The sequence below is a fragment of the Alistipes shahii WAL 8301 genome, from assembly GCF_025145845.1.
GTDB lineage: Bacteria > Bacteroidota > Bacteroidia > Bacteroidales > Rikenellaceae > Alistipes > Alistipes shahii.
The window spans coordinates 1,059,142-1,078,844 of sequence record NZ_CP102253.1 but is presented as its reverse complement, the minus strand read 5'-3'; the positions used below and the strand labels follow the sequence as shown (position 1 = coordinate 1,078,844).

10 protein-coding genes are annotated in these 19,703 nt (G+C 62.3%); 6 read left to right on the top strand and 4 right to left on the bottom strand.

What is annotated here, in order from left to right; all coding sequences use genetic code 11:
- Positions 1 to 40: 40 nt before the first annotated feature.
- The 6 genes from NQ492_RS04615 (at position 41) to NQ492_RS04590 (ending at position 13,707) form a co-directional block, all read left to right on the top strand.
- Entirely contained in the window at positions 41 to 3,544 is a 3,504-nt protein-coding gene (locus tag NQ492_RS04615; RefSeq protein WP_044054430.1) for a SusC/RagA family TonB-linked outer membrane protein, read from the top strand.
- Between the two features lie 14 nt (positions 3,545 to 3,558).
- Positions 3,559 to 5,373, top strand: a complete 1,815-nt coding sequence (locus NQ492_RS04610) for a RagB/SusD family nutrient uptake outer membrane protein (RefSeq protein ID WP_022062518.1) — start codon at positions 3,559 to 3,561, stop codon at positions 5,371 to 5,373.
- A gap of 15 nt (positions 5,374 to 5,388) precedes the next feature.
- Positions 5,389 to 6,309, top strand: coding sequence for an endonuclease/exonuclease/phosphatase family protein (locus NQ492_RS04605; RefSeq protein ID WP_015547250.1), 921 nt, complete (start codon positions 5,389 to 5,391; stop codon positions 6,307 to 6,309).
- A gap of 30 nt (positions 6,310 to 6,339) precedes the next feature.
- Positions 6,340 to 8,241 carry a PKD domain-containing protein gene (locus NQ492_RS04600; protein WP_138266193.1) on the top strand — a complete coding sequence of 634 codons (1,902 nt, stop codon included), beginning with the start codon at positions 6,340 to 6,342 and terminating at the stop codon, positions 8,239 to 8,241.
- Positions 8,242 to 8,400: 159 nt separating this feature from the next.
- The gene (locus NQ492_RS04595) at positions 8,401 to 11,037 is read left to right on the top strand and encodes a zinc-dependent metalloprotease (protein WP_044054429.1); all 2,637 of its coding nucleotides are present in this window, start codon (positions 8,401 to 8,403) and stop codon (positions 11,035 to 11,037) included.
- 12 nt (positions 11,038 to 11,049) lie between these two features.
- A complete protein-coding gene (locus tag NQ492_RS04590; protein ID WP_015547248.1) occupies positions 11,050 to 13,707 on the top strand; it encodes a zinc-dependent metalloprotease in 2,658 nt (885 codons plus the stop codon).
- Between the two features lie 62 nt (positions 13,708 to 13,769).
- Here the strand turns inward: NQ492_RS04590 and NQ492_RS04585 are convergent, their stop codons facing one another.
- The 4 genes from NQ492_RS04585 to NQ492_RS04570 form a co-directional block, all read right to left on the bottom strand.
- On the bottom strand, positions 13,770 to 15,026 hold the full coding sequence (locus NQ492_RS04585; RefSeq protein ID WP_015547247.1) for a Gfo/Idh/MocA family protein: 1,257 nt from the start codon (positions 15,024 to 15,026) through the stop codon (positions 13,770 to 13,772).
- 10 nt (positions 15,027 to 15,036) lie between these two features.
- Positions 15,037 to 15,942, bottom strand: coding sequence for a twin-arginine translocase subunit TatC (gene tatC, locus NQ492_RS04580; protein WP_015547246.1), 906 nt, complete (start codon positions 15,940 to 15,942; stop codon positions 15,037 to 15,039).
- A 27-nt stretch (positions 15,943 to 15,969) separates the two neighbouring features.
- The gene (locus NQ492_RS04575) at positions 15,970 to 16,173 is read right to left on the bottom strand and encodes a Sec-independent protein translocase subunit TatA/TatB (protein WP_022062525.1); all 204 of its coding nucleotides are present in this window, start codon (positions 16,171 to 16,173) and stop codon (positions 15,970 to 15,972) included.
- A 157-nt stretch (positions 16,174 to 16,330) separates the two neighbouring features.
- Entirely contained in the window at positions 16,331 to 19,687 is a 3,357-nt protein-coding gene (locus NQ492_RS04570; RefSeq protein WP_259873821.1) for a DUF1080 domain-containing protein, read from the bottom strand.
- Positions 19,688 to 19,703 lie beyond the last annotated feature (16 nt).

The window sequence follows — 19,703 nt, the reverse complement described above, 5'->3', positions numbered from 1 at the left end:
AAACGGGCTTTTTAGTAAACAACTACCTAAACTAATCTGTATGAAACGAATCAGACTACTCTTTCTGATGCTGCTTTGTGTAGCCGGGACGGCCCTGACGGCCCGGGCGCAGAAAGTGACGTTGAATTTCCGGAATGCCAAGCTCGAACAGGTGTTCGGGCGGATTACCGAGCAGACGGGCTACACGTTCTACTATGCGCGTCCGACGGTCAATCCCGACAAGGTCGTCAGCATCGCCGTCGCGGATGTCGACGTGCGTGCGGCGCTGAAACAGCTGCTGGCGGACGACAAGGTCGAAATTGAGATCCGCGACGGCAAGATTTACCTTTCCCCCCCCCGGCAGAGTGCCGCTGTGCCGCAATCCGTTAAGGGCGTCGTCCGGGATGCCGCGGGCCAGCCCGTTGTCGGGGCCGCGGTGATTGTCAAGGGAACCACCCGCGGCGTGAGTTCCGGGACCGACGGCTCGTTCTCGTTCGAGGGTCTGGCTGACGGCGCCGTGCTGCAAGTCTCGGCGCTGGGCTACGCCACTGCCGAAATCCCGGTCGGCAACCGTTCGTTCGTCGCCGTGGAGCTGAAGGAGGACGCCACGCTCGTCGACGAGGTGGTGGTCGTGGGCTACGGCACGCAGAAGAAGGCCAACCTGACGGGCGCCGTCGACCAGGTCTCCTCGGAACTTCTGGAGAACCGTCCCGTGGCCAACGTCACGCAGATGTTGCAGGGCGCCGTGCCCAACCTCAATATTTCGCTGGCCGACGGCAAGCCCAACCGCTCGGCGTCGTACAACATCCGCGGCAAGACGTCGATCGGCGCGGGCGGATCGGCTCTGGTGCTGATCGACGGCGTCGAGGGCGACCCCGCGATGCTCAACCCCAACGACATCGAGTCGGTCTCGGTGCTCAAGGACGCAGCTTCGGCCGCCATCTACGGTTCGCGCGCACCCTACGGCGTGGTGCTCATCACCACCAAGGACCCGGGCAAACTCACCGACAAGTTCACGATCAACTACACGGGCAACGTCTCCATCCAGCAGCCCACGGCCATTCCCGACGTCGTGGACGACGGTTACGTCTATTCGCGCCTCTTCTACGACGCATGGTACAACTACCGCTTCAACGAGCCGACGGGCTTCAACAACTCGCAGGACTTTTCGCGTGCGTGGCTCGACACCTTCCGCCAGCGCAAACTCGCGGGCAACAAGCTCGAAACGACGGTCGAACCCGACGGCAAGTATGTCTACTACGGCAATACGGACTACTACGACGCACTTTACAAGGATACGGTGATCGCCCAGACGCACAACATCTCGGTCAGCGGTTCGAACGGCAAGATCAGCCACTACCTTTCGGGGCGTCTGTACGACTACAACGGCCTGTTCAACTTCACGCCCGACACCTACCGCACGATGAACCTCCGTTCGAAGGTCTCCTCGCAGGTGTTCAAATGGCTGAAGATCAGCAATAACTTCGACTACACGCACGACCGCTACCGTCAGCCGATGGGTTATTCGAAGGAGGGCGGCGGCGTGCTGTGGCGTTCGCTCAACGACCAGGGGCACCCCTCGTCGCCGATCTTCAATCCCGACGGTACGCTCACCAAGTCGGGCGCCTACGCCATCGGCGGTCTGGTGACGGGCAACAACTGGCTCGACCGCACGACCAAGACGCTCAAGAACACCACCACGCTCAATGTCACGATGCTGGAGAACCGCCTGCGCCTGACGGGCGACTTCTCGTTCCGCACCAAGGACTACACCGAGACCAAAAAGACCACGGCCATCCCTTACAGCGCCTACGAGGGCGAAATCGTCTACCTCGGCACGCCCGAGACCGACGACGTGATGAAGGAGTCGCTGCAACTGACGACCTATATCGCCACCAACGCCTACGCCGAGTTCGAGGACACCTTCGCCGAGAAACACTATTTCAAGGCGCTGGCCGGTTACAACTACGAGCAGCAGGACTACAAGTCGACCTACTCCGAGCGCAACGGTCTTCTGATGCCCGACGCCGACAACATCAACTTCGCGCTGGGCGACATCATGTCGATCACCGCCGGCGGCAGCCGCTGGCGTTACGTGGGCGCTTTCTTCCGCTTCAATTACGCCTACGACGACCGCTACCTGCTCGAAGTCAACGGCCGCTACGACGGCTCGTCGAAATTTCCGAACAACTCCCAATGGGGCTTCTTCCCCTCGGCTTCGGCCGCCTGGCGCGTTTCGCAGGAGAAATTCTGGAATGTCAGCCCCAAGGCCGTTTCGAACCTCAAGCTGCGCGCCTCGTACGGTGCGCTGGGCAACAGCAACGTCGATCCCTACACCTACCTCGAAACCTTCGGCCTGTCGACCTTCGGAACCGGTTCGGGCGATGCGGCCCGCTACCTCTTCGGTCAGGCCAAGCTGCGCTACACGAGCCTCCCGGGCCAGATTCCCGACAACATCGGCTGGGAGACCTCCAAAACCTTCGACGTGGGACTGGACGCCGGTTTCCTGAACGGACGGCTGAACCTCACGGCCGACTACTACATCCGCAAGACGGTGGACATGTACACCGTCGGCCCGACGCTTCCCGACACCTTCGGAGCGACGGCCCCCAAGGGCAACTACGCCGACATGAGCACCTACGGCTATGAAATCGCGTTGAGCTACAACGATTCGTTCAAGCTGGCGGGCAAGCCTTTCAATTTCGGGATCAAGGCGACGCTGGCCGACTATTATTCCATAATCGACCGCTATAACAACGCCTCGCGCAAGCTCTCCGATTACTACGAGGGGCAGCGTCTGGGCGAGATCTGGGGTTTCGTCTGCAACGGGCTGTTCCAGTCGCAGGCCGAAATCGACGCGGCGTTCGGCGGCAAGGGCTACAAGAATGACATCATGCAGACCTCCGAGAAGTACATCACCTATCCGGGCGACATGCGCTTCGAGGACCTGAACGGTAACGACGCCATCGACCGCGGCAGCAGCACGGTCGACGATCCGGGCGACCGGAAGATCATCGGCAACTCCGAGCCGCGCTACCTCTACACCATTTCGCTCAATGCCGACTGGAACGGTTTCTTCCTCTCGGCGCTGTTCGACGGCGTGGGCAGACAGCAGTGGTTCCCCAGCGACGAGAGCCTTTTCTGGGGCATGTACAACCGTCCCTACAACCAGGTTCCGACGTGGCATCTGCAAAACTACTGGACCGAGGAGCGTCCGAACGCCTACCTGCCGCGCTACGTGGGCTACTACGGCCCGATGAACGCCAATACGGTCAACGTCAATACGCGCTACCTGCAGGACGTGTCGTACATCCGGCTGAAGAATCTTCAGTTCGGTTACGAGCTGCCCAAGCGGTGGATCTCGAAGATCGGTCTTTCGAAGGTCTCGGTCTACTTCTCGGGCGAGAACCTCTGGAGCTGGTCGCCGCTCTACCGCCACACGAAGGATTTCGACGTGACGGTGGCCAGCAAGAAATCCGACTCGGATATTTCCAACAGCAAGGGCGACGGACATAACTATCCCGTGATGCGCAGCTTCAGCTTCGGCATCTCGATCACCTATTAAACTGTTTACGTGCTATGAAAAGATCAACCTATATATGGAGTCTGCTCGTGGGCTGCGTTGCGTTCGCCACGTCGTGCGACCTGACGGAGAACGTGCAGGTGAAAGCCGACAAGTCGATGATCTTCGGATCGAAATCGGGTCTCGAACTCTACTCCAATTCGTTTTACAAGGCCCTGCCGACGCTCAAGAACGGCTTCATGCAGGACAAGATGTGCGACGTGGGGGCCGTCAGCAACACCGACACCTTCATCAAGCGGGGGGCCTACAACACCGAGACGGCGACCAGCTGGAGCTGGGGCGCGCTCAAGAACGTGAACTACTTCATCGACGGCTGCAATGATCCGAAATACTGCACCGTCGAAGCCGAGACGCGCGACAACTACCTCGGCATCGCCCGTTGGTTCCGTGCGTGGTTCTACTACGACAAGCTGACCACCTACGGCGAAGTTCCCTGGTTCCCCAACGACATCCAGTCCTACCAGAACGACGTGATGTACAAGGACCGCGACAGCCGCGACGTGATCATCCGCAACCTGATCGCCGACCTCGATTTCGCCTACGAGCACATCCAGGCCACCTCGTCGACCGGCAGCGCGACGCTCACGCGCTGGGCCGCCGCCGCGCTCAAGTCGCGCGTCTGCCTCTTCGAAGCGGCTTACCGCCGTTACCACAACCTCACGGGGCTTGAGATAACCCCCGAGGAGCTGTATCGCGAGGCCGCCAAGGCCGCCAAGCTGGTGATCGACAACAGCGGTTGCTCGCTCAACACCGCCGCGGGCAAGAAGGGCGCCTATCGCGATCTGTTTTACAGCGAGACGCCGCTGACGCAGGAGGTGATCCTCGCCGTCTGCGCCAACGAGAAATCCGGCATCTTCGGCGAGCAGAACTGGTGGTTCAACGCCCGCTCGTACGGACTGTGCTGGAGCCTCGTCCGCTCGTTCGTCCACACCTACCTCAAGCAGGACGGCACGCCCTTCACCGCCGCCGCCGACTACGCCGTGAAATCCTTCGCCGAGGAGATGGAGGGGCGCGACCTGCGCCTGGAGCAGACCGTGCGCGGCCGCAACTTCCTGTGGGACGGCAAGACGGCGGTCGCCGACATCAAAAACCTTTCGCTCACGGGCTACCAGGTGATCAAGTATACGCTCGACGAATCGAAGTACGACGGCGGTGCGAAGAACATCAACAGCATTCCGCTGATCCGCTATGCCGAGGTGCTGCTCAACTACGCCGAGGCGCAGGCCGAACTGGGGGTGATCACCGATTCCGAATGGGCGCTCACGGTCGGTGCGCTGCGTAAGCGCGCGGGTATCACGGGCGGCACGGAGACGCTGCCCACGACCGTCGACAGCTACCTGCAACGCACCTTTTATCCGGACGTGACCAGCCCCGTGCTGCTCGAAATCCGCCGCGAGCGGGCCATAGAACTCGTCGCCGAAGGCATGCGCTTCGACGACCTGCGCCGCTGGAAGTGCGGATCGCTGATGGAGACCCTGCCGTGGAGCGGCATTCACATCCCCGGGTTGGAGCAGCCCGTCGATGTCAACGGCGACGGCGTGAACGACTACTACTTCACCGAGGGCGAGGTTGCGTCGGCTCCGGCGGCCTACAAGAACATCGCCGTCCGCGTCAATCAGGACGGCGTGGGGCTTTATGCCGAGGCGAATCCCGTGTCGGGTTACGATCTGGTCTACAAGACCGGTGCGGGCGACCGCTACTGGTATCCCGACGGGCGCCAGTACCTCTATCCGATTCCCGCCAAGGTGATCCGCGATTACAGGAACGCGGGCTATACGATCTCGCAGAACCCCGAGTGGGACAACGAATAAATAAAAAGCAAGACCATGAGAATATTCCGTTATTTACTGACGTTTTCGTTGAGTTTCGCCTTCGTTTTCGCCGCCGGGTGCAGCGATCCGAAGCCCGATTACTCGGAATTCTACAAACCCCAGCCCGGTGACGAACCGGAGGAGCCGGTCAATCCCGGACTTGAGGACAATCAGCTGAGAGTCATGTCGTTCAATGTGCGTTACAGCTCGGGCGACGACGGTGCGAACAGTTGGGACAACCGCAAGAAGGCCGTTCCGGCGATGTTCGCCGACCAGCAGCCGACGGTGCTCGGCGTGCAGGAGGCGCGGCTCGACCAGAAGACCTACATGGACGAGAACTGCGCGGGCTACAAGAGCGTCGGCGTGGGCCGCACCGACGGCCAGAATGCCGGTGAGTTCATGGCCATCTACTATCTCGCCGATGCCGTGAAGCTCGAAAAGTGGGGGACCTTCTGGCTCTCCGACACCCCCGACGTCCCGTCGGTCGGCTGGGACGCCTCGACCTACCGCACGGCCACGTGGGCCTTGTTCACCCACTACAAGTCGGGCCGCAAGTTCTTCTACGTCAACACCCACATCGACCATGTGGGGCAGGTGGCGGCCCAGAAGTCGATGGAGCTGATCGAGGCGAAGATCCGGTCGCTCAACCCCGACAACCAGCCGACGGTGCTGACCGCCGACTTCAACAAGATGCTCGACAGCCCGATTTTCGACGGCGTGAAGAAGTTCATGGCCGACGCGCGCACGACCGCTCCCGTGACCGACAACAAGGCGTCGTTCAACAACTTCGGCGGGGCGACCAACTACCCGCGCATCGACCACATCTTCAGCTCGGGCTTCACGCCCCTGCGCTTCGCCACCGTCGACCAGCGTTACGAGAAGGTCCCCTACATTTCGGACCACTATCCCATCGCGGCCGTGTTAGAGTTCAAGTAATCCTGCAACCAAAGCTCAAAACCGATTGAAATGAAACGATTTATCTATATGCTGGCCGCTTTCGCCCTCATGGGGGCCGTCTCCTGCCAGCCGGACGAGGAAGTGGCGGTCCACGCCTCGTTCACCACCGACAAGGAGTCCTACGACGTGGGCGATCCGGTGGTGCTCACCAACACTTCGACGGCCGAAAACGCCCTGATCGCCATCTGCAAATGGGAGCTGGGCAAGGGCGTCGTCTCCTACGAAACCACCCCGGAGAACATCTCCTACGATCAGGCCGGAGAGTATGTCATCAAGCTGACCGTCACCTCCGACCGCGGGGCGAAGAAGTCGTCGTTCGAGAAGACCATTCGGGTCGTGGACAACAACATCCGGCCCGTGGCCGACTTCACGTGGTCGCCCGAGAAGGTCGTGGCGGGCGAACCGGTGCAGTTCACCGACCGTTCGACCGACGAGGACGGCGAGGTGGTGGCCTGGGAGTGGAAATTCGGAACCACGACCTCCGACAAGCAGAACCCCGAATTCACCTTCGCGGCGCAGGGGGCTACGGAGGTCTCGCTGACCGTGACCGACAACAAGAAAGGCAGGAACACCAAGACGGTGACCATCGACGTGGGCCGCGGCGCCATCAGCCTCGACCTGCTCTGGTCGTACCCCTACGACGACACGAAGGACGCCTATGTGTTCGGCACGTCGCCCGCGGTCAGCCCCGACGGCGAGTATGTCTATGTGACTTCGACGGGTTATTCGCTGGTCTGCTTCACGAAGGCCGGCGAGCGTCTCTGGGCCTTCGACATCGGCAAGGACGGTGCGTCGGCCGAGAACAACAGCGGTTCGATCAAGGTGCAGTCGCCGACGCCTTCGGTCGACGAGGACGGCACGGTCTACGCGCTGGCGGGCTTCAACGAGCCGAACAAGGGTGCGGGAGGCAGCGCGTTCTACGCCGTCAGCGGCGGCGCCGGGGGCGGCTCGCAGGTCTGGCATGTGAATACGGGCGTGAACACCAGCTTCCGGTTCCTATCGCCGGCCGTCACCGAGAAATACCTCTTCATTGTGGCGCGCAACGTGCCTTCGGGGCACCAGAATTTCCAGGTCTACGACAAATCGTCGGGCGACCTGGTGGACGAGCGGCACGTCAACGGCGGCTCCTACGGCGGCGTGCTGCCGCTCAAAAACGGCATGGTGATCGCCGGTACGGGCGGCAGTCACGGCATGCGCGTCTTCTTCCCCGACGGCGCGGGCAAGTGGAAATTCTCCTGCGTGAAGTCGAACGGCCGCGAGCACAACTACGGCGGCAGCGGCAAGGATGCTACGTGCGAGGCGCCGAACGGCACGCAGCCTGCGTCGGGTCCCGGCGGCAAGGTCTACATTCTGTTCCAGAACCAGGGCGTGCGTGCGGACAAGAGTCTGGGCGGGGGTGTCGTCTACTGTTATGATCCGGCAAAGACCGTCTACGGGCAGACGCCCGAACCGGACTGGTACTGTCCCGTCAAGGGCGACTGCGCCCAGTCGGGCATGGGCGTGGCGCTGGGCGAGGACGGCACGGTCTACGCCGCGACGCAGAAGACCGGCAGCGTGGCGGCCCACGTCACGGCCATCTCCGCGCAGGGCGTGAAACGCTGGGAGCACGCCGCCGACGGCGACATCAACGGCGTTCCGGCCGTCGACGATCAGGGCTTCGTCTATTACAACGACCGGACTACGGGCAAGCTGGTGAAACTCCGCCCGGAGGATGGCTCGCGCGTGGCGGAGATCAAGCTGGCCGACGAGCTGCGTTCGTCGCCGACGATCTCCTACGACGGCACGATCTACGTCAACGGCATGAAGGACGACAAGCCTACCGTCTTCGCGGTGAAGGGTGCGGCCGAGGGCTGCGCCGCGTCGTGGTCGCAGCAGGGAGGCAACCCATCCAAAACCGAGTATATGTACTGATCCGCTGAAAATCAGGGATGAGCGGGCCGCGTCACACGACGCGGCCCATTTTTTTCGGCCTTCGTGTATGTCGTTTCCGGCAAAATTCCCTCTTTATTATGAAACGGGCGCAGGAACCGGGACGAAAAGAACCTCGAACACAATTCTAAATTTCAGCAGATGATCCGAAAACTATTGGTGCTGTTGCTCTGCCTCACGGCGGCGACGGCGACGGCGAAGAAGCCCAAATCCTCCGCTTCGAAGAAGGCGGAGAGTTCGGCCGAAAAACCGAAGGAAAGCGATTACGACAAACTTTTCAAGGAGAAACATACGGTGGCCGACGGCATGTTCCGCCTGCACGACGTCAAGGGGAAGCTCTATTTCGAGATTCCCGATTCGCTTTTCGGGCGCGAAATGCTGCTCGGATCGACCATTTCGGAGGTTTCGGACAACGCTGCGGCGACGACCGGCTCCAAGTCGGACTATCCGCTGCACGTGGTTTTCACGCGCAACGACCGTTCGGTCCAGCTGCGTACGGTCAACTGCGAGAACATCACCGACGAGACGGGGGCCTCCCGCGCGCTGGCCGAGGCGGTGAAGCGGAACACGGCCGATCCCATCCTGCGCAATTACAAGATCGAGGCCTGGAACCGGGACAGCACGGCCGTGGTGGTCAACGTCACGGACCTGTTCGTGGCCGACGTGGAGGAGATGTCGCCCTTCTCGAAGTACGGACTTTATACGGCTTTCGAGCTGAAGAAGACCTTTCAGAAGGAGCGTTCGATGCTGGGCGAAATCAAGGCTTTCAGCGACAATGTGGTGGTGCGCAGTACGTTGAGCTATATTTTCACGCTCACCCGCGGCCGCACGACGCTGGTCAAGGATCAGCCGCTGACGGCCGTGATGACCCGTTCGCTGGTGCTGCTGCCCCGCGAGCCTTACCGTCCGCGCATCACCGACAGCCGCATGTCGGTGTTCCCGACCGGCAAGGTGCTTTTCAGCGAGCGCGAGCAGCGCGCCAAGGTGATCTACTACGCCCACCGCTGGCGGCTGGAGCCGTCGGATATGGATGCCTGGAAGCGCGGCGAGCGGGTCGCGCCGAAGAAACAGATCGTTTTCTACGTCGACGACGGATTCCCGGAGATGTGGAAAAAGCATATTTTCGAGGCCGTCGACCAGTGGAACGAGCCTTTCGGGCGCATCGGATTTAAAAACGCCATCGCCGCAAAGCCCTATCCGAAGGACGATCCCGAATTCGATCCCGACAACATCAAGTATTCGTGCATTCGCTACGCGCCGATCGCCATCGCCAACGCCATGGGGCCTTCGTGGGTCGATCCGCGCAGCGGCGAGATACTCAACGCTTCGGTCTATGTCTACCACGACGTGATGAAACTGCTGAACAACTGGCTGTTCGTCCAGACGGCGCAGGCCGACGAGCGCGTGCGCGCCGTGACGATTCCCGAGGAGGTGATCGGCGACGGACTGCGCTACGTCGTGGCCCACGAGGTCGGCCATTGCCTGGGTTACATGCACAACATGAGCGCCTCGGCGGTGATTCCTGTCGATTCGCTCCGCTCGCCGTCGTTCACGCAGAAGTACGGCACGACCACCTCGATCATGGACTACGCTCGCTTCAACTACGTGGCCCGGCCCGGGGATAGGGAGCGCGGCGTGAAGCTCACCCCGCCGCGTTTCGGCCTCTACGACTACTATGCCGTGAAATGGCTCTACACGCCCGTGCCCGACGCTGCGACGGCTGCCGACGAATATGCCGTCACTTCGAAATGGATAACCGGGGCCGCCGCCGATTCGGTCTACCGTTTCGGCAAGCAGCAGTTCAGCCGCTCGATCGATCCCCGTTCGCAGTCGGAGGATCTGGGCGACGACGCCGTGAAGGCCTCGGGCTACGGCATCGCCAATCTGAAATACATTCTCGGCAACATGAACGCCTGGATCGGCGCCCAGGACCCCGATTTCTCCCAGCGGCGCACCCTCTACGACGAGGTGCTCACGCAGTATATCCGCTACCTGAACCACGTGCTGGCCAACGTCGGCGGCATCTACTTCGCCGAGAAGATGGAGGGCGACCCCGTGGAAGCCTACCGCAGCGTGCCGCGCGAACGCCAGCGCGAAGCCCTGCTGTTCTGTCTCGCGCAGCTCAAGGACATGAAGTGGCTGGACAACGCCGAACTGATCCGCGACATGCCGCTGATGGGTTCGCCCGCCGAGTCGATCATGGCTTCGCTGGTGTCGGTCGTCGTGGCCGCCCCGGCGCGTGTGGCTTTGAGCGCCGCGCTGGCCGAAAAGGAGGCCTACACGCCCGAGGAGTGCCGCAGGGATGTCTATGAATTCGTGTGGGCTTCGACGCTGAAGGGCCGCACGCCCGATGCACTGGAGATGATGCTCCAGCGCGAATACGTCCGCAGTCTCAGCCTTTCGGCCGGGCTGAAATACACCGGGACGGGGGCGCGGGAGGAGAAGAAGCTGGTCTCCGACGAGGGACTGATGCCCGTTCCCGCCTTCCTTGGGGAGCATGCGGCCCGCACCGCGGCGCTCACCGCCTGCGGGGAACGCTGCGGCCACGACCCCTTCGAAACCTTCTCCGCCGCGCACCGCGTCGACACCGCGCCGCTGCTGGGCTACGGCTCTCCGCGCCTGAACTACTACGACCCGCGCAACACCGAGGCCGGGGATTATGCCGCGCTGCTCAAACTGCGTGCGATGCTCCGCACGAAGAGCGCTTCGGCGACGGGCGAAGCGCGCCTGCACTACGAGTTGTTGCTGCGCAACATCGAGAAAGCGTTGAAAAAATAAATCTTCCGGACCATGATGAAACTGTTTAAAATAGCTTTCCTTCCGCTGCTGGCGGGAATCTTGCTGCTGCCGGCGGCGTCTCGGCCCGTCCGGGCGGCCGGTTCGGCCGCCGTGGAAGCCGGAGCCGGGGACAGGAAGCGCGACAAGAAAAAGAAGCAGGAGGCCGATACCGCCGCCAAGGCGACTCCCTACGAGAAACTGTTCAAGGACAAGCGGGTGGAGACTGTCCGCGGCGGCGGGCTGACCCTGCACCTGACTGCGGACAAACTCTACCTCGAACTCCCCGATTCGTTGCTCGGCCGGGGGCTGATGATCACCACGACGATCGAGCGGACGGGCGATCCCGGCGACGGACTGGCCCACCAGCAGCCCGTGCCGCCCTACATGGTCGAGTTCGGCCGCGGGAAGAGCGACACGCTCCTCTGCATGCGGGAGTTCGCTCCGGTGGTGATCGTCGACGGCAGCCCGGCGATGCGTGAGGCCGTTGGACGGAGCAACATCGGTCCGATCGTGGCCTCGTATGCCGTGAAGGCCCGCACGCCCGACGGGAAGTCGTCCGTCGTCGACGTCACGGCGCTTTTCGTCGGGGACGTCAAACGCCTGCGTCCGATCGACCCCGAGGGCGGCAACACCTACGGCGGCTGGATGACGGCCAAGGCCGATTACAAGAAGGACCGTTCGATGCTGACCGGCGTGACGGGCGGAAAAGGGTGCGTTTCGGTGGTGGGAGAGCTTTCCTACGGCACGACGGTCAGCTTCCTCGGCCTGCTCGACCTGTGGAAGGACAAGCCCCAGTCGATCGTCGCCCGCCGCACGCTCCGCGTGCTGGGCGATCCCGAACGGCGGATGCGGCTCTGCGACCAGCGGCTCGGGCTGGCGGCCAAGGCGTTCAAACGCTTCTCGGACCGGGAGCAGGAGGCCAAAACCGATTATTACGTCTGCCGCCGTTCGATCCTCGACAGCGCGGGGAAGGTGCGTCCCGTGGTGTTTTACGTCGACACGGCTTTCGACGCTTCGGCCTATGCCGCCGTCGAGCGGGGGCTTCTGCTGTGGAACGATGCCTTCGCGAAGATCGGCTGCAAGGATGTCGTGCGGGTAGAGCCTTTTCCGGCTGATCCGGCTTTCAACGACAACAGCCTCTATAACAACTGCGTGCGGCGCACGGGAACCTCCAATTCGGAACTCTACACCGCCTCGTGGGTCGATCCGCGCAGCGGTGAAATCCTCGGGACCGACATCTTCGTGCCCTTCAATTTCACGGCCGCCATTCAGAAGAAGCTGCTCCTGACGTTGTCGGCCGCCGACCCCGAGGCGCGCACCACGCAGCCTTCGGCGCGTCAGATCGCCGACGCCCTGACGGCCATGGTGGCCCGCCGTGCGGCCTCGGCTTTCGGCGTGATGCCCAACTACGCCGCCTCGTCGGCCTATCCGACCGACTCGCTCCGTTCGCCGTCGTTTACGCGGGAAAACGGCCTGGCGGCGTCGATCACCGACGACGTGTTCTACAACATCGTCGCGCAGCCGGGCGACAGGGAGCGCGGTGTGAAGCTCGTGGCCGATGCGCTGGGTCCTTACGATTATCTGGCCGTCGAGTGGCTCTACAAGCCCGTTCCGGGGGCTGTGACGCCGCACGACGAGGTTCCGGAGCTGCGCCGCCTGCTCGCCTCGAAGGAGGGTGATTCCCGCTGTTTCTTCGCGCAGTACGCCTCCGGGACTTACGATCCCCGCGTGGGGGCCGGAGACCTGGGCGACGACCTGTTCCGGAGCGTGGCGCTGCAATCGGCCAATCTGAAATATGTCGCCGAGCACGGCGACGGGTGGCTTTCGGGCCGCGACGGCGACTACAAGTTCCGCGAGGAGCTGCTCACGGAGATGGTTCTGCGCGTCAACTCCCTCGCCTTGCAGCTGATGCGCTACATCGGGGGCGTCTATATGAATCCGGTCTACGAGGGAACGGCCCGGCCCGCCTGCACGGCCGTGCCGCGCGAAGTGCAGCGACGCGCCCTGCGCGAGGCGCTCGCCCTGACCGCCGACCTCGGCTGGATCGACCGGCAGGGGGTGTCGAAGAACGTTTACAACCGCGTGCAGGCATGCGAATACCTCCAGCGCCGGATTGCGCGCACGCTTCTTGAAAAGCTCGGAACGCTGGACCTCGCGGCTTCGAAGGCTGACGATCCTTATACGGCCGACCTCATGGCGAAGGACCTCGTGGCGTGGTTCGAGGAGCGGCTCCGTTCGCGCGAACCGCTGACGGACCATGTCCGTAATCTGCAACAGTCGCTGCTCAAATCGACCGTCGCCGCGGCCAACGTCAAAGATAAGCCTTCGTCGGGTTCGGGAAGCGCCTTCGCGCTGTTTGACGGGTCCGCTTCGCTGTCCGACGGCGGCGATCTGTTCCCGGCGACTGACGCCGGGGCGCTTCCGGACATGCCGGCGGAGCGCCGGGCCGACGATTTCACGCCGTTGGGCGCCGGCGAGGTGCAGGGCGCCGCCTACGGCTACCGGACGCCGCGGGTGATTCCCGCCTTCCGGGAGCATCTGTTCTACGGACTGCTACTCGACATGAAGGCGATGTACCGGCGGGGCGCTGCGTCGGCTCCCTTGGCCGATACGCGCAGTTTCTGCCGCTACATGGCCGATCGGATCGACCGGGAGCTGGCGGTCGAATGACGCTGACAAACAGGCAGGCTGCAACCGAGAGGTTGCAGCCTGCCTGTTTGTGCCCGGGGCGATCAGCGTGTTTGGTCGAGGATTACGGTCTGTCCGGATAGTCTGCTTCGCTCGGCTTCGAAGCATATCCGGTGGCTTTCGACCGATTTTCCGATTGATGTGCGGAAGCGGTGCTCCCTGCGGCTGATCGTGTCGACGAAATCCTCGACCAGATTTAGGTCGGCTCCGGCGTGGAACGGCTTGCCGAGTATGCCGGAGAAATCGTATACCTGCTCTTCCCCGCCCCGGAATCGGCGCACGCGCAGGATGCGTTCGTCACCGTCGATTTCGCCGTGAGTCAGCCGTATGTGTGTCTCTCGCTGGTCGCCGAGGGTGAAGGCATCCATCGAGAAGGAGATCGTGACGTCGTTTTCCATTTCCATGGATACGATCTGGTGGTCCACCACGTCGTTGTCGCAGCGGAACACGCATCGGCCGTAATCGCCCGTGCGCAACTGTCGGAGTATGACCTCGTCGAGCGTCGCGCCTTCCGGGACGTCGAAATTCGAAATCCAGTCGCGCCGGTTATAGTAGAGGTCCACTGCCGAGTAGGGGCACTCCTTTTCCAGCGGGCAGTCGATGCACCGGGGCGTGCTTCCCTTCGGGGCGTTCTCGGCCCGGAACCAGCGCAGGGACCCGAACGACGATAGTTTGCGGCAGCGCGCCTCGGTGAGCCACAGCAGGAAGTCGATGTCGTGGCAGCATTTCGAAATCAGCATCGGGTTGGTGATCTCCTCGCGGCGCCACATGCCGCGGACGAATCCGTGTGTGGTTCGGTCGAGCCCCACGGCTGCGAGGTGGCTGATCGATATGATCTCTCCCAGCTGGCCCGAGTCGACGATCTCCTTGATCTTGATGAAATAGGGATGGTATCGCAGGACGTGGCAGACGCCGACGATGACCCCTTTGCGCCGCGCCGCTTCGGCGATGCGGCAGCATTCGGGCAGCGACTGCGCGATCGGTTTTTCGAGCAGGACGTTGTAACCCGCCTCGATGGCCTTCATGCAAGGCTCGAAGTGCATGTTCTCGGGCGTTCCGATCAGGATGGCGTCGGCCGGGACGGGGTTTTCGAAAAAGCGTTCGTAGTCGGCGAAGCACTCTTCGGGCTTCAGTCCGAATTTGGAGGCGACTGCGTGGCGGCGGATGTCGTTGAGCTCCGCTACGCCGACCAGTTTCAGCCGGTCGGGATTCCGGATCGCGTATTCGAGGTATTTGTTGGTACGGTTGCCCGCCCCGATGGCTACGATCGTGACGGGCTTCGTTTCGCTTGTTCGCTCCATATGTCTTCTGCTATTCCGTCGTTTCCGTCATTTCCGTCGTTTGTTCCTCTTCGGCGGCGTGCTTGCGCTCGGTCCGCTCCGCGAGTTTGATGCTCAATTCATACAGCCCGTATAGCGGCAGGATCACCAGAATGAGGCTGAATATGTCGGGCGGGGTTATGATTGCCGCGACGACGAGCAGTATGACGAACGCATGGCGTCGGTATTTGCGGAGGAATCCGGCCGAAACCAGCCCCATGCGGGTCAGGAAGTAGATCAGCAGCGGCAGTTCGAACATGAAGGCGCAGGCTATCGAGACGATGATGACGGTGGTCAGGTAGTCGCTGATGTCGAACATGTTGGTGATGAACTCGCTGGCCTGGTAGTTGGCGAAGAAGTTGATCGACAGCGGCGCCATGACGAAATAACCGAACAGCAGCCCTCCGAAGAAACAGAGCGACACCCAGAATACGAACAGGTGGGTTCCCTGAATCTCCTTCGGCGTGAGCGCCGGGCGTACGAAGCGCCAGAACTCCCACAGCGTGTAGGGCATGGCCATTGCCAGTCCCGTCAGGAGCGAGATCTTCATGTGGAGGTTGAACTGCCCGGACAGCGAAGTGTTGATGATCGAGAAACGGTCGTTGGCGATGCGGAAGGTCTCCGGATCGGTGTCGAACGACGTGCCGAGCACGCTGTTGAGCCATTCGGCCATATGCGCCCACTGGGCGCCCACCCATGTCAGCATGCGGTTGGTGGGGAAGTCCGGGCTTTGTGGCCCGAACAGCACCGTGTCGATAATGAAACTCTTGCAGAAGAAGGCCACCAGTCCGATGACTCCGATTGCCATCACCCCTCGCACCAGATGCGGGCGCAGGGCGTCGATGTGCTCGAAAAAAGTCATCTCCGTCGACTCCGGATCCTTTTTTTTCATGTTCATTTGTTTGCCGCCGCGGAACAGGTGTGATTACTCGGTCTTTCCGGAGTCGGATTTGTCTCCGGGTTTGTTGTCTTCGGCCGTATAGTCTTTGTTGACGGCATCCTTGAATTCTTTGACGCCGCGGCCCAGTCCGCGCATCAGTTCGGGGATTTTCTTGCCTCCGAAGAGCAGGATGACTACCAATACGATTACGATGATCTGCCCGTAACCGATTGCACAAGGGATAAGCATGGTTTTTTCTTTTAGGTTTTTATTCTGAACTCGGCGGCGCGGAGGCTGCGCTCCGGCCTATTTTTTGCAAATATAACACAATTTTTGCGATATTCGGGCCTGCTGTTCGCAAAAACCCGCCCGAATTTCGGGCGGGTTCGCTTTCAGAGGGTCAGGGCTATTTTTTGGTCTTCGCCGCGGGCAGCTCCTTGATTCGTATGTTTCGGAACTTGATTCCGGCTCCGTGTCCGAGCAGTCCGATGTGTCCCGAGGCGTTGAAGAGTCCGGGATGGTTCTTGTGGTCCACGGTGTAGGGGTTGTTTTTCCCGCCGTCGGGGGCCACGTTGTGGCCTTGGCAGGCCTGCCGGATGTCTCCGTCGAGAATCACCTCGCCGTTTACCGTCACGGTGATTCGGTCTCCCACGGCGCGTATCTCCTCGACGTTCCATGTTCCCAGGGGCGGGAATTTCACGCGTTTGGCCGGGATAATTCCGTAGACCGATCCGTGCTGCTGGTATACGCGCAGGTTCTTGTAGATCGGAGCGTCGTGGTCGAGCACCTGAATCTCCATGCCGTGATAGGCGGCGTCGACGCCCATGGGGGTGCGTATGCCGATGCCGTTGTTGACGCCCTCTCTGTCGAAGGCGAATTCGAATCGCAGGACGAAATCTCCGTACTCCTTCTTGGTGTAGAGGTTGCCCGATCCGCCGTACTGCGCCGTCACGTAGATCGTTCCGTCGACGGGGACGTAGTTGGTGGTGTTCCCGGTCCACTTGTGCATCGACGTACCGTCGAAGAGCACCTCGAAGCCGTCGGCAGCCTCTTCCTCCGAGAGTTCGAAGCGCGGCGTGGCGGGCAGTTCGCGGATGTACATTTCGCGGACGTTGAGGGGCGCATTTCCCGCGATGAGCAGGATCTGTCCCTCTGCGTAGGCGGGAATCTCCCGGTTGCATGCGTTTTCGAGGATTACGTTCTCGGCGGTCGTGACGCCGTTGAGTACGACCGTCACGCGGTCGCTGACCACCTTCACCTGCATTGTGTTCCACTCCTGCGGGCCGTTCGCGGCCGCTTTGGGTGCGGCGTTGTCGTGGAGCATGTTGCCCGTCAAGGCTCCGGAGTTCTTTCCTCCGAGTGCGATCTGCGGGATCGAGCGGATGCCCATCGCGGCCTCGCCTTCGGTCTTCCAGTCGAGGATCAGTTCGAAGTTTTCGTAATTTTTCGCCGATCCGATCGTTCCTCCGTCAGCGGCCCCGGTCAGGACGCCGTTTTCTGCGATCCAGTTCTTCGCCATCGCGGCCCGGGCCTCTGTTTGCGCTTTCGCCAGCGCCTTGGCCTTCATCGCCTTGCGGGTCTCGGGGTTTCCGACTACGGCTTTCCGGTTCTCCGGTTCGAGCGACAGGGGCTCGAATCCGGCCTCGGGGAGTTTTGCCATAAGTCCCTTTATCTCGTCGACGGCGTAACCTGCGTCGGCGTCGGATTTGGCCAGTCCGGCATATACCTCCTGGGCCTTTTTCAGGGCTGCTGCTACCGTTTCTCCTCCCAGCGCGGGGTTCTTCGCAGCGACGGTCTTCACGACCATTGCGGCGGTTTCGGCCGTCGCGGGTGCGTCCATGTAGTTCACGGCGAGCGTCAGCGCCGGGAATACCGGGGTTTTGGAGAGCGCTTTAAGCAGTTTGTTCTGTACCTTGGGCGAGGGTTTCGCCTCCAGTCCGCGGCGGTATAGCTGGTATTTGCGCATGGGCGTATTGCGCGACTTCGAGACGAAGTCCGTGTAGCGCGAAATTGCGGCGTCGGTCCATGCGGGGTTCTGCCGGGCGAGATCATACAACACGTCGACCATCGCGGGGTTTTGAACCGTCAGCAGGGCCGCGAATGCGGCCTGGCGGTCGTCGGCGGCCAGCAGGGCGTCGATCGCCTCTTTGCTGGCGGCCTGCGCCAGCAGGGGATAGTAGCGGGCCTTTTCGGGGGCGGCGGCCATCTGCCCTGCCACCATCTTGTACTGCATGTCGGAGGACTCTTTGGCCAGTGCGTTCTTCAATCCGGCCTGAAGGGCCTTCACGTCGTCCTCCTGCGCCTGGTTCAGCAGGCCGCACAGACGGTTGAAGTCCGCGGGGGTCGTGACGCCTGCCAGCGCGCCGTAGGCTGCCGTGCGCACCGCCCTGTCAGGGGAGTTCAGCAGCGCGAACACCTTGTCGGCTGCGGAGGTGATGCGCCTTTTTGCCACGAGTTTCAGGGCGTTGGCCTGCGTGGCGGGCGTGCCGTCGAGAGCTGCGACGAACGCTGCGTTGGGCTTTCCGTTGAATGCCGCGAGAGCTGCCGAGGCCTCTTTGGCATGTGCGCCTCCGAGCTGTGCGACGAGCGCGTTGAGCGCCTCCTGTCCTCCGATTTTCCCGGCGGCGCGGATGGCGGCCAGGGCCAGTTCCTCGTCGGCCGAGGAAATGGCCGCGATCACGGCGTTGGCCTGCGATGCGGCGTGGCGGGCGCCGAGCCAGCTCACGACGTCGGTTTTCGCGGCGTCGGAGAGCGACGGCATTTTCTTCACGACTGCGGCGTAGAGGGCGTCGTCGGCGAAATCGCCGGCGAAGTCGAGCGCCGCGCAGCGGTATTCGCGGTCGGCGTCTTTCAGCGCGGCGAGCAGTTCCGGCGTCTGTTTTTTGGCGTCCGTGCCGAGGACTATTCCCAGACCTGCGGCCCGGACGTTCTGCGGCATGCCGGTTTTGCGCAGGGCCTTGGCGGCGGCGACGGCCTTGCTGTTTCCTGCTGCCGCGAGCCGTGCGAGCAGGGCGACGTAGGCGCCCGTTGCGTCCGTTTTCGTGAAGGCGTATCCGTCGGCCTTTGCGGCTGCTGCGAGCGGCGCGATCGAGGCGGCTGTGCCGCACTTGGCCAGCGCGTTATAGACAGCCTCTTTCGTCGGCGTGCCGGCCTTGGGGTCTGCGGCCCATTTCAGCAGCGCGGGCTCTGCGGCCGCAAGGCGCTTCTCCGCGGCGGCATAGGCCAGCAGGGCGTCCGGGGCCGGGCTTGCGTCGATCAGTGCGAGGATCTCCCCGTCGGTTCCGGGCGTGGAGATCAGTCCGCGCACGGCGTAGTCGGCGAGGTATTCGTCCGCGGCGTATTTCACGAATACGGGGGCTTCGGCCGCCGTTGCGCATAGTTGCAGCTGCGAGAGCAGGAATGCCTGGTTGGGTTTGTCCGTCGAGGCGGCGACGGCGTCCGTCAGTCCGGCGCGGATCTCCCGCGCCAGCTCTTCGCGGCCTGCGGCGGTCACGTAGCTCACCACCCCGTTGATGGCGTATTCCACGGGGGCGTTCTTGCCTTCCGCTGCGGGCACGAGCATGGCGGCCATCATCCGGATTCCGTCGGCTCCGGTCGCCGCGAGTTCCTGCATCAGGCTGTCGAACGCCTTGGGCGTCTGGGCCGGGAGTTGGGCCAGGGCGTCCGCAACGATCGTCTCGGCGGTGCGCTGGCGCGCGTCCTGCGCACCGGCTGCGAAGGGCATCAGGGCGGCGAGGAGTATGGTGATAAATATCTTTTTCATGTTTTTTTCAGGTTTT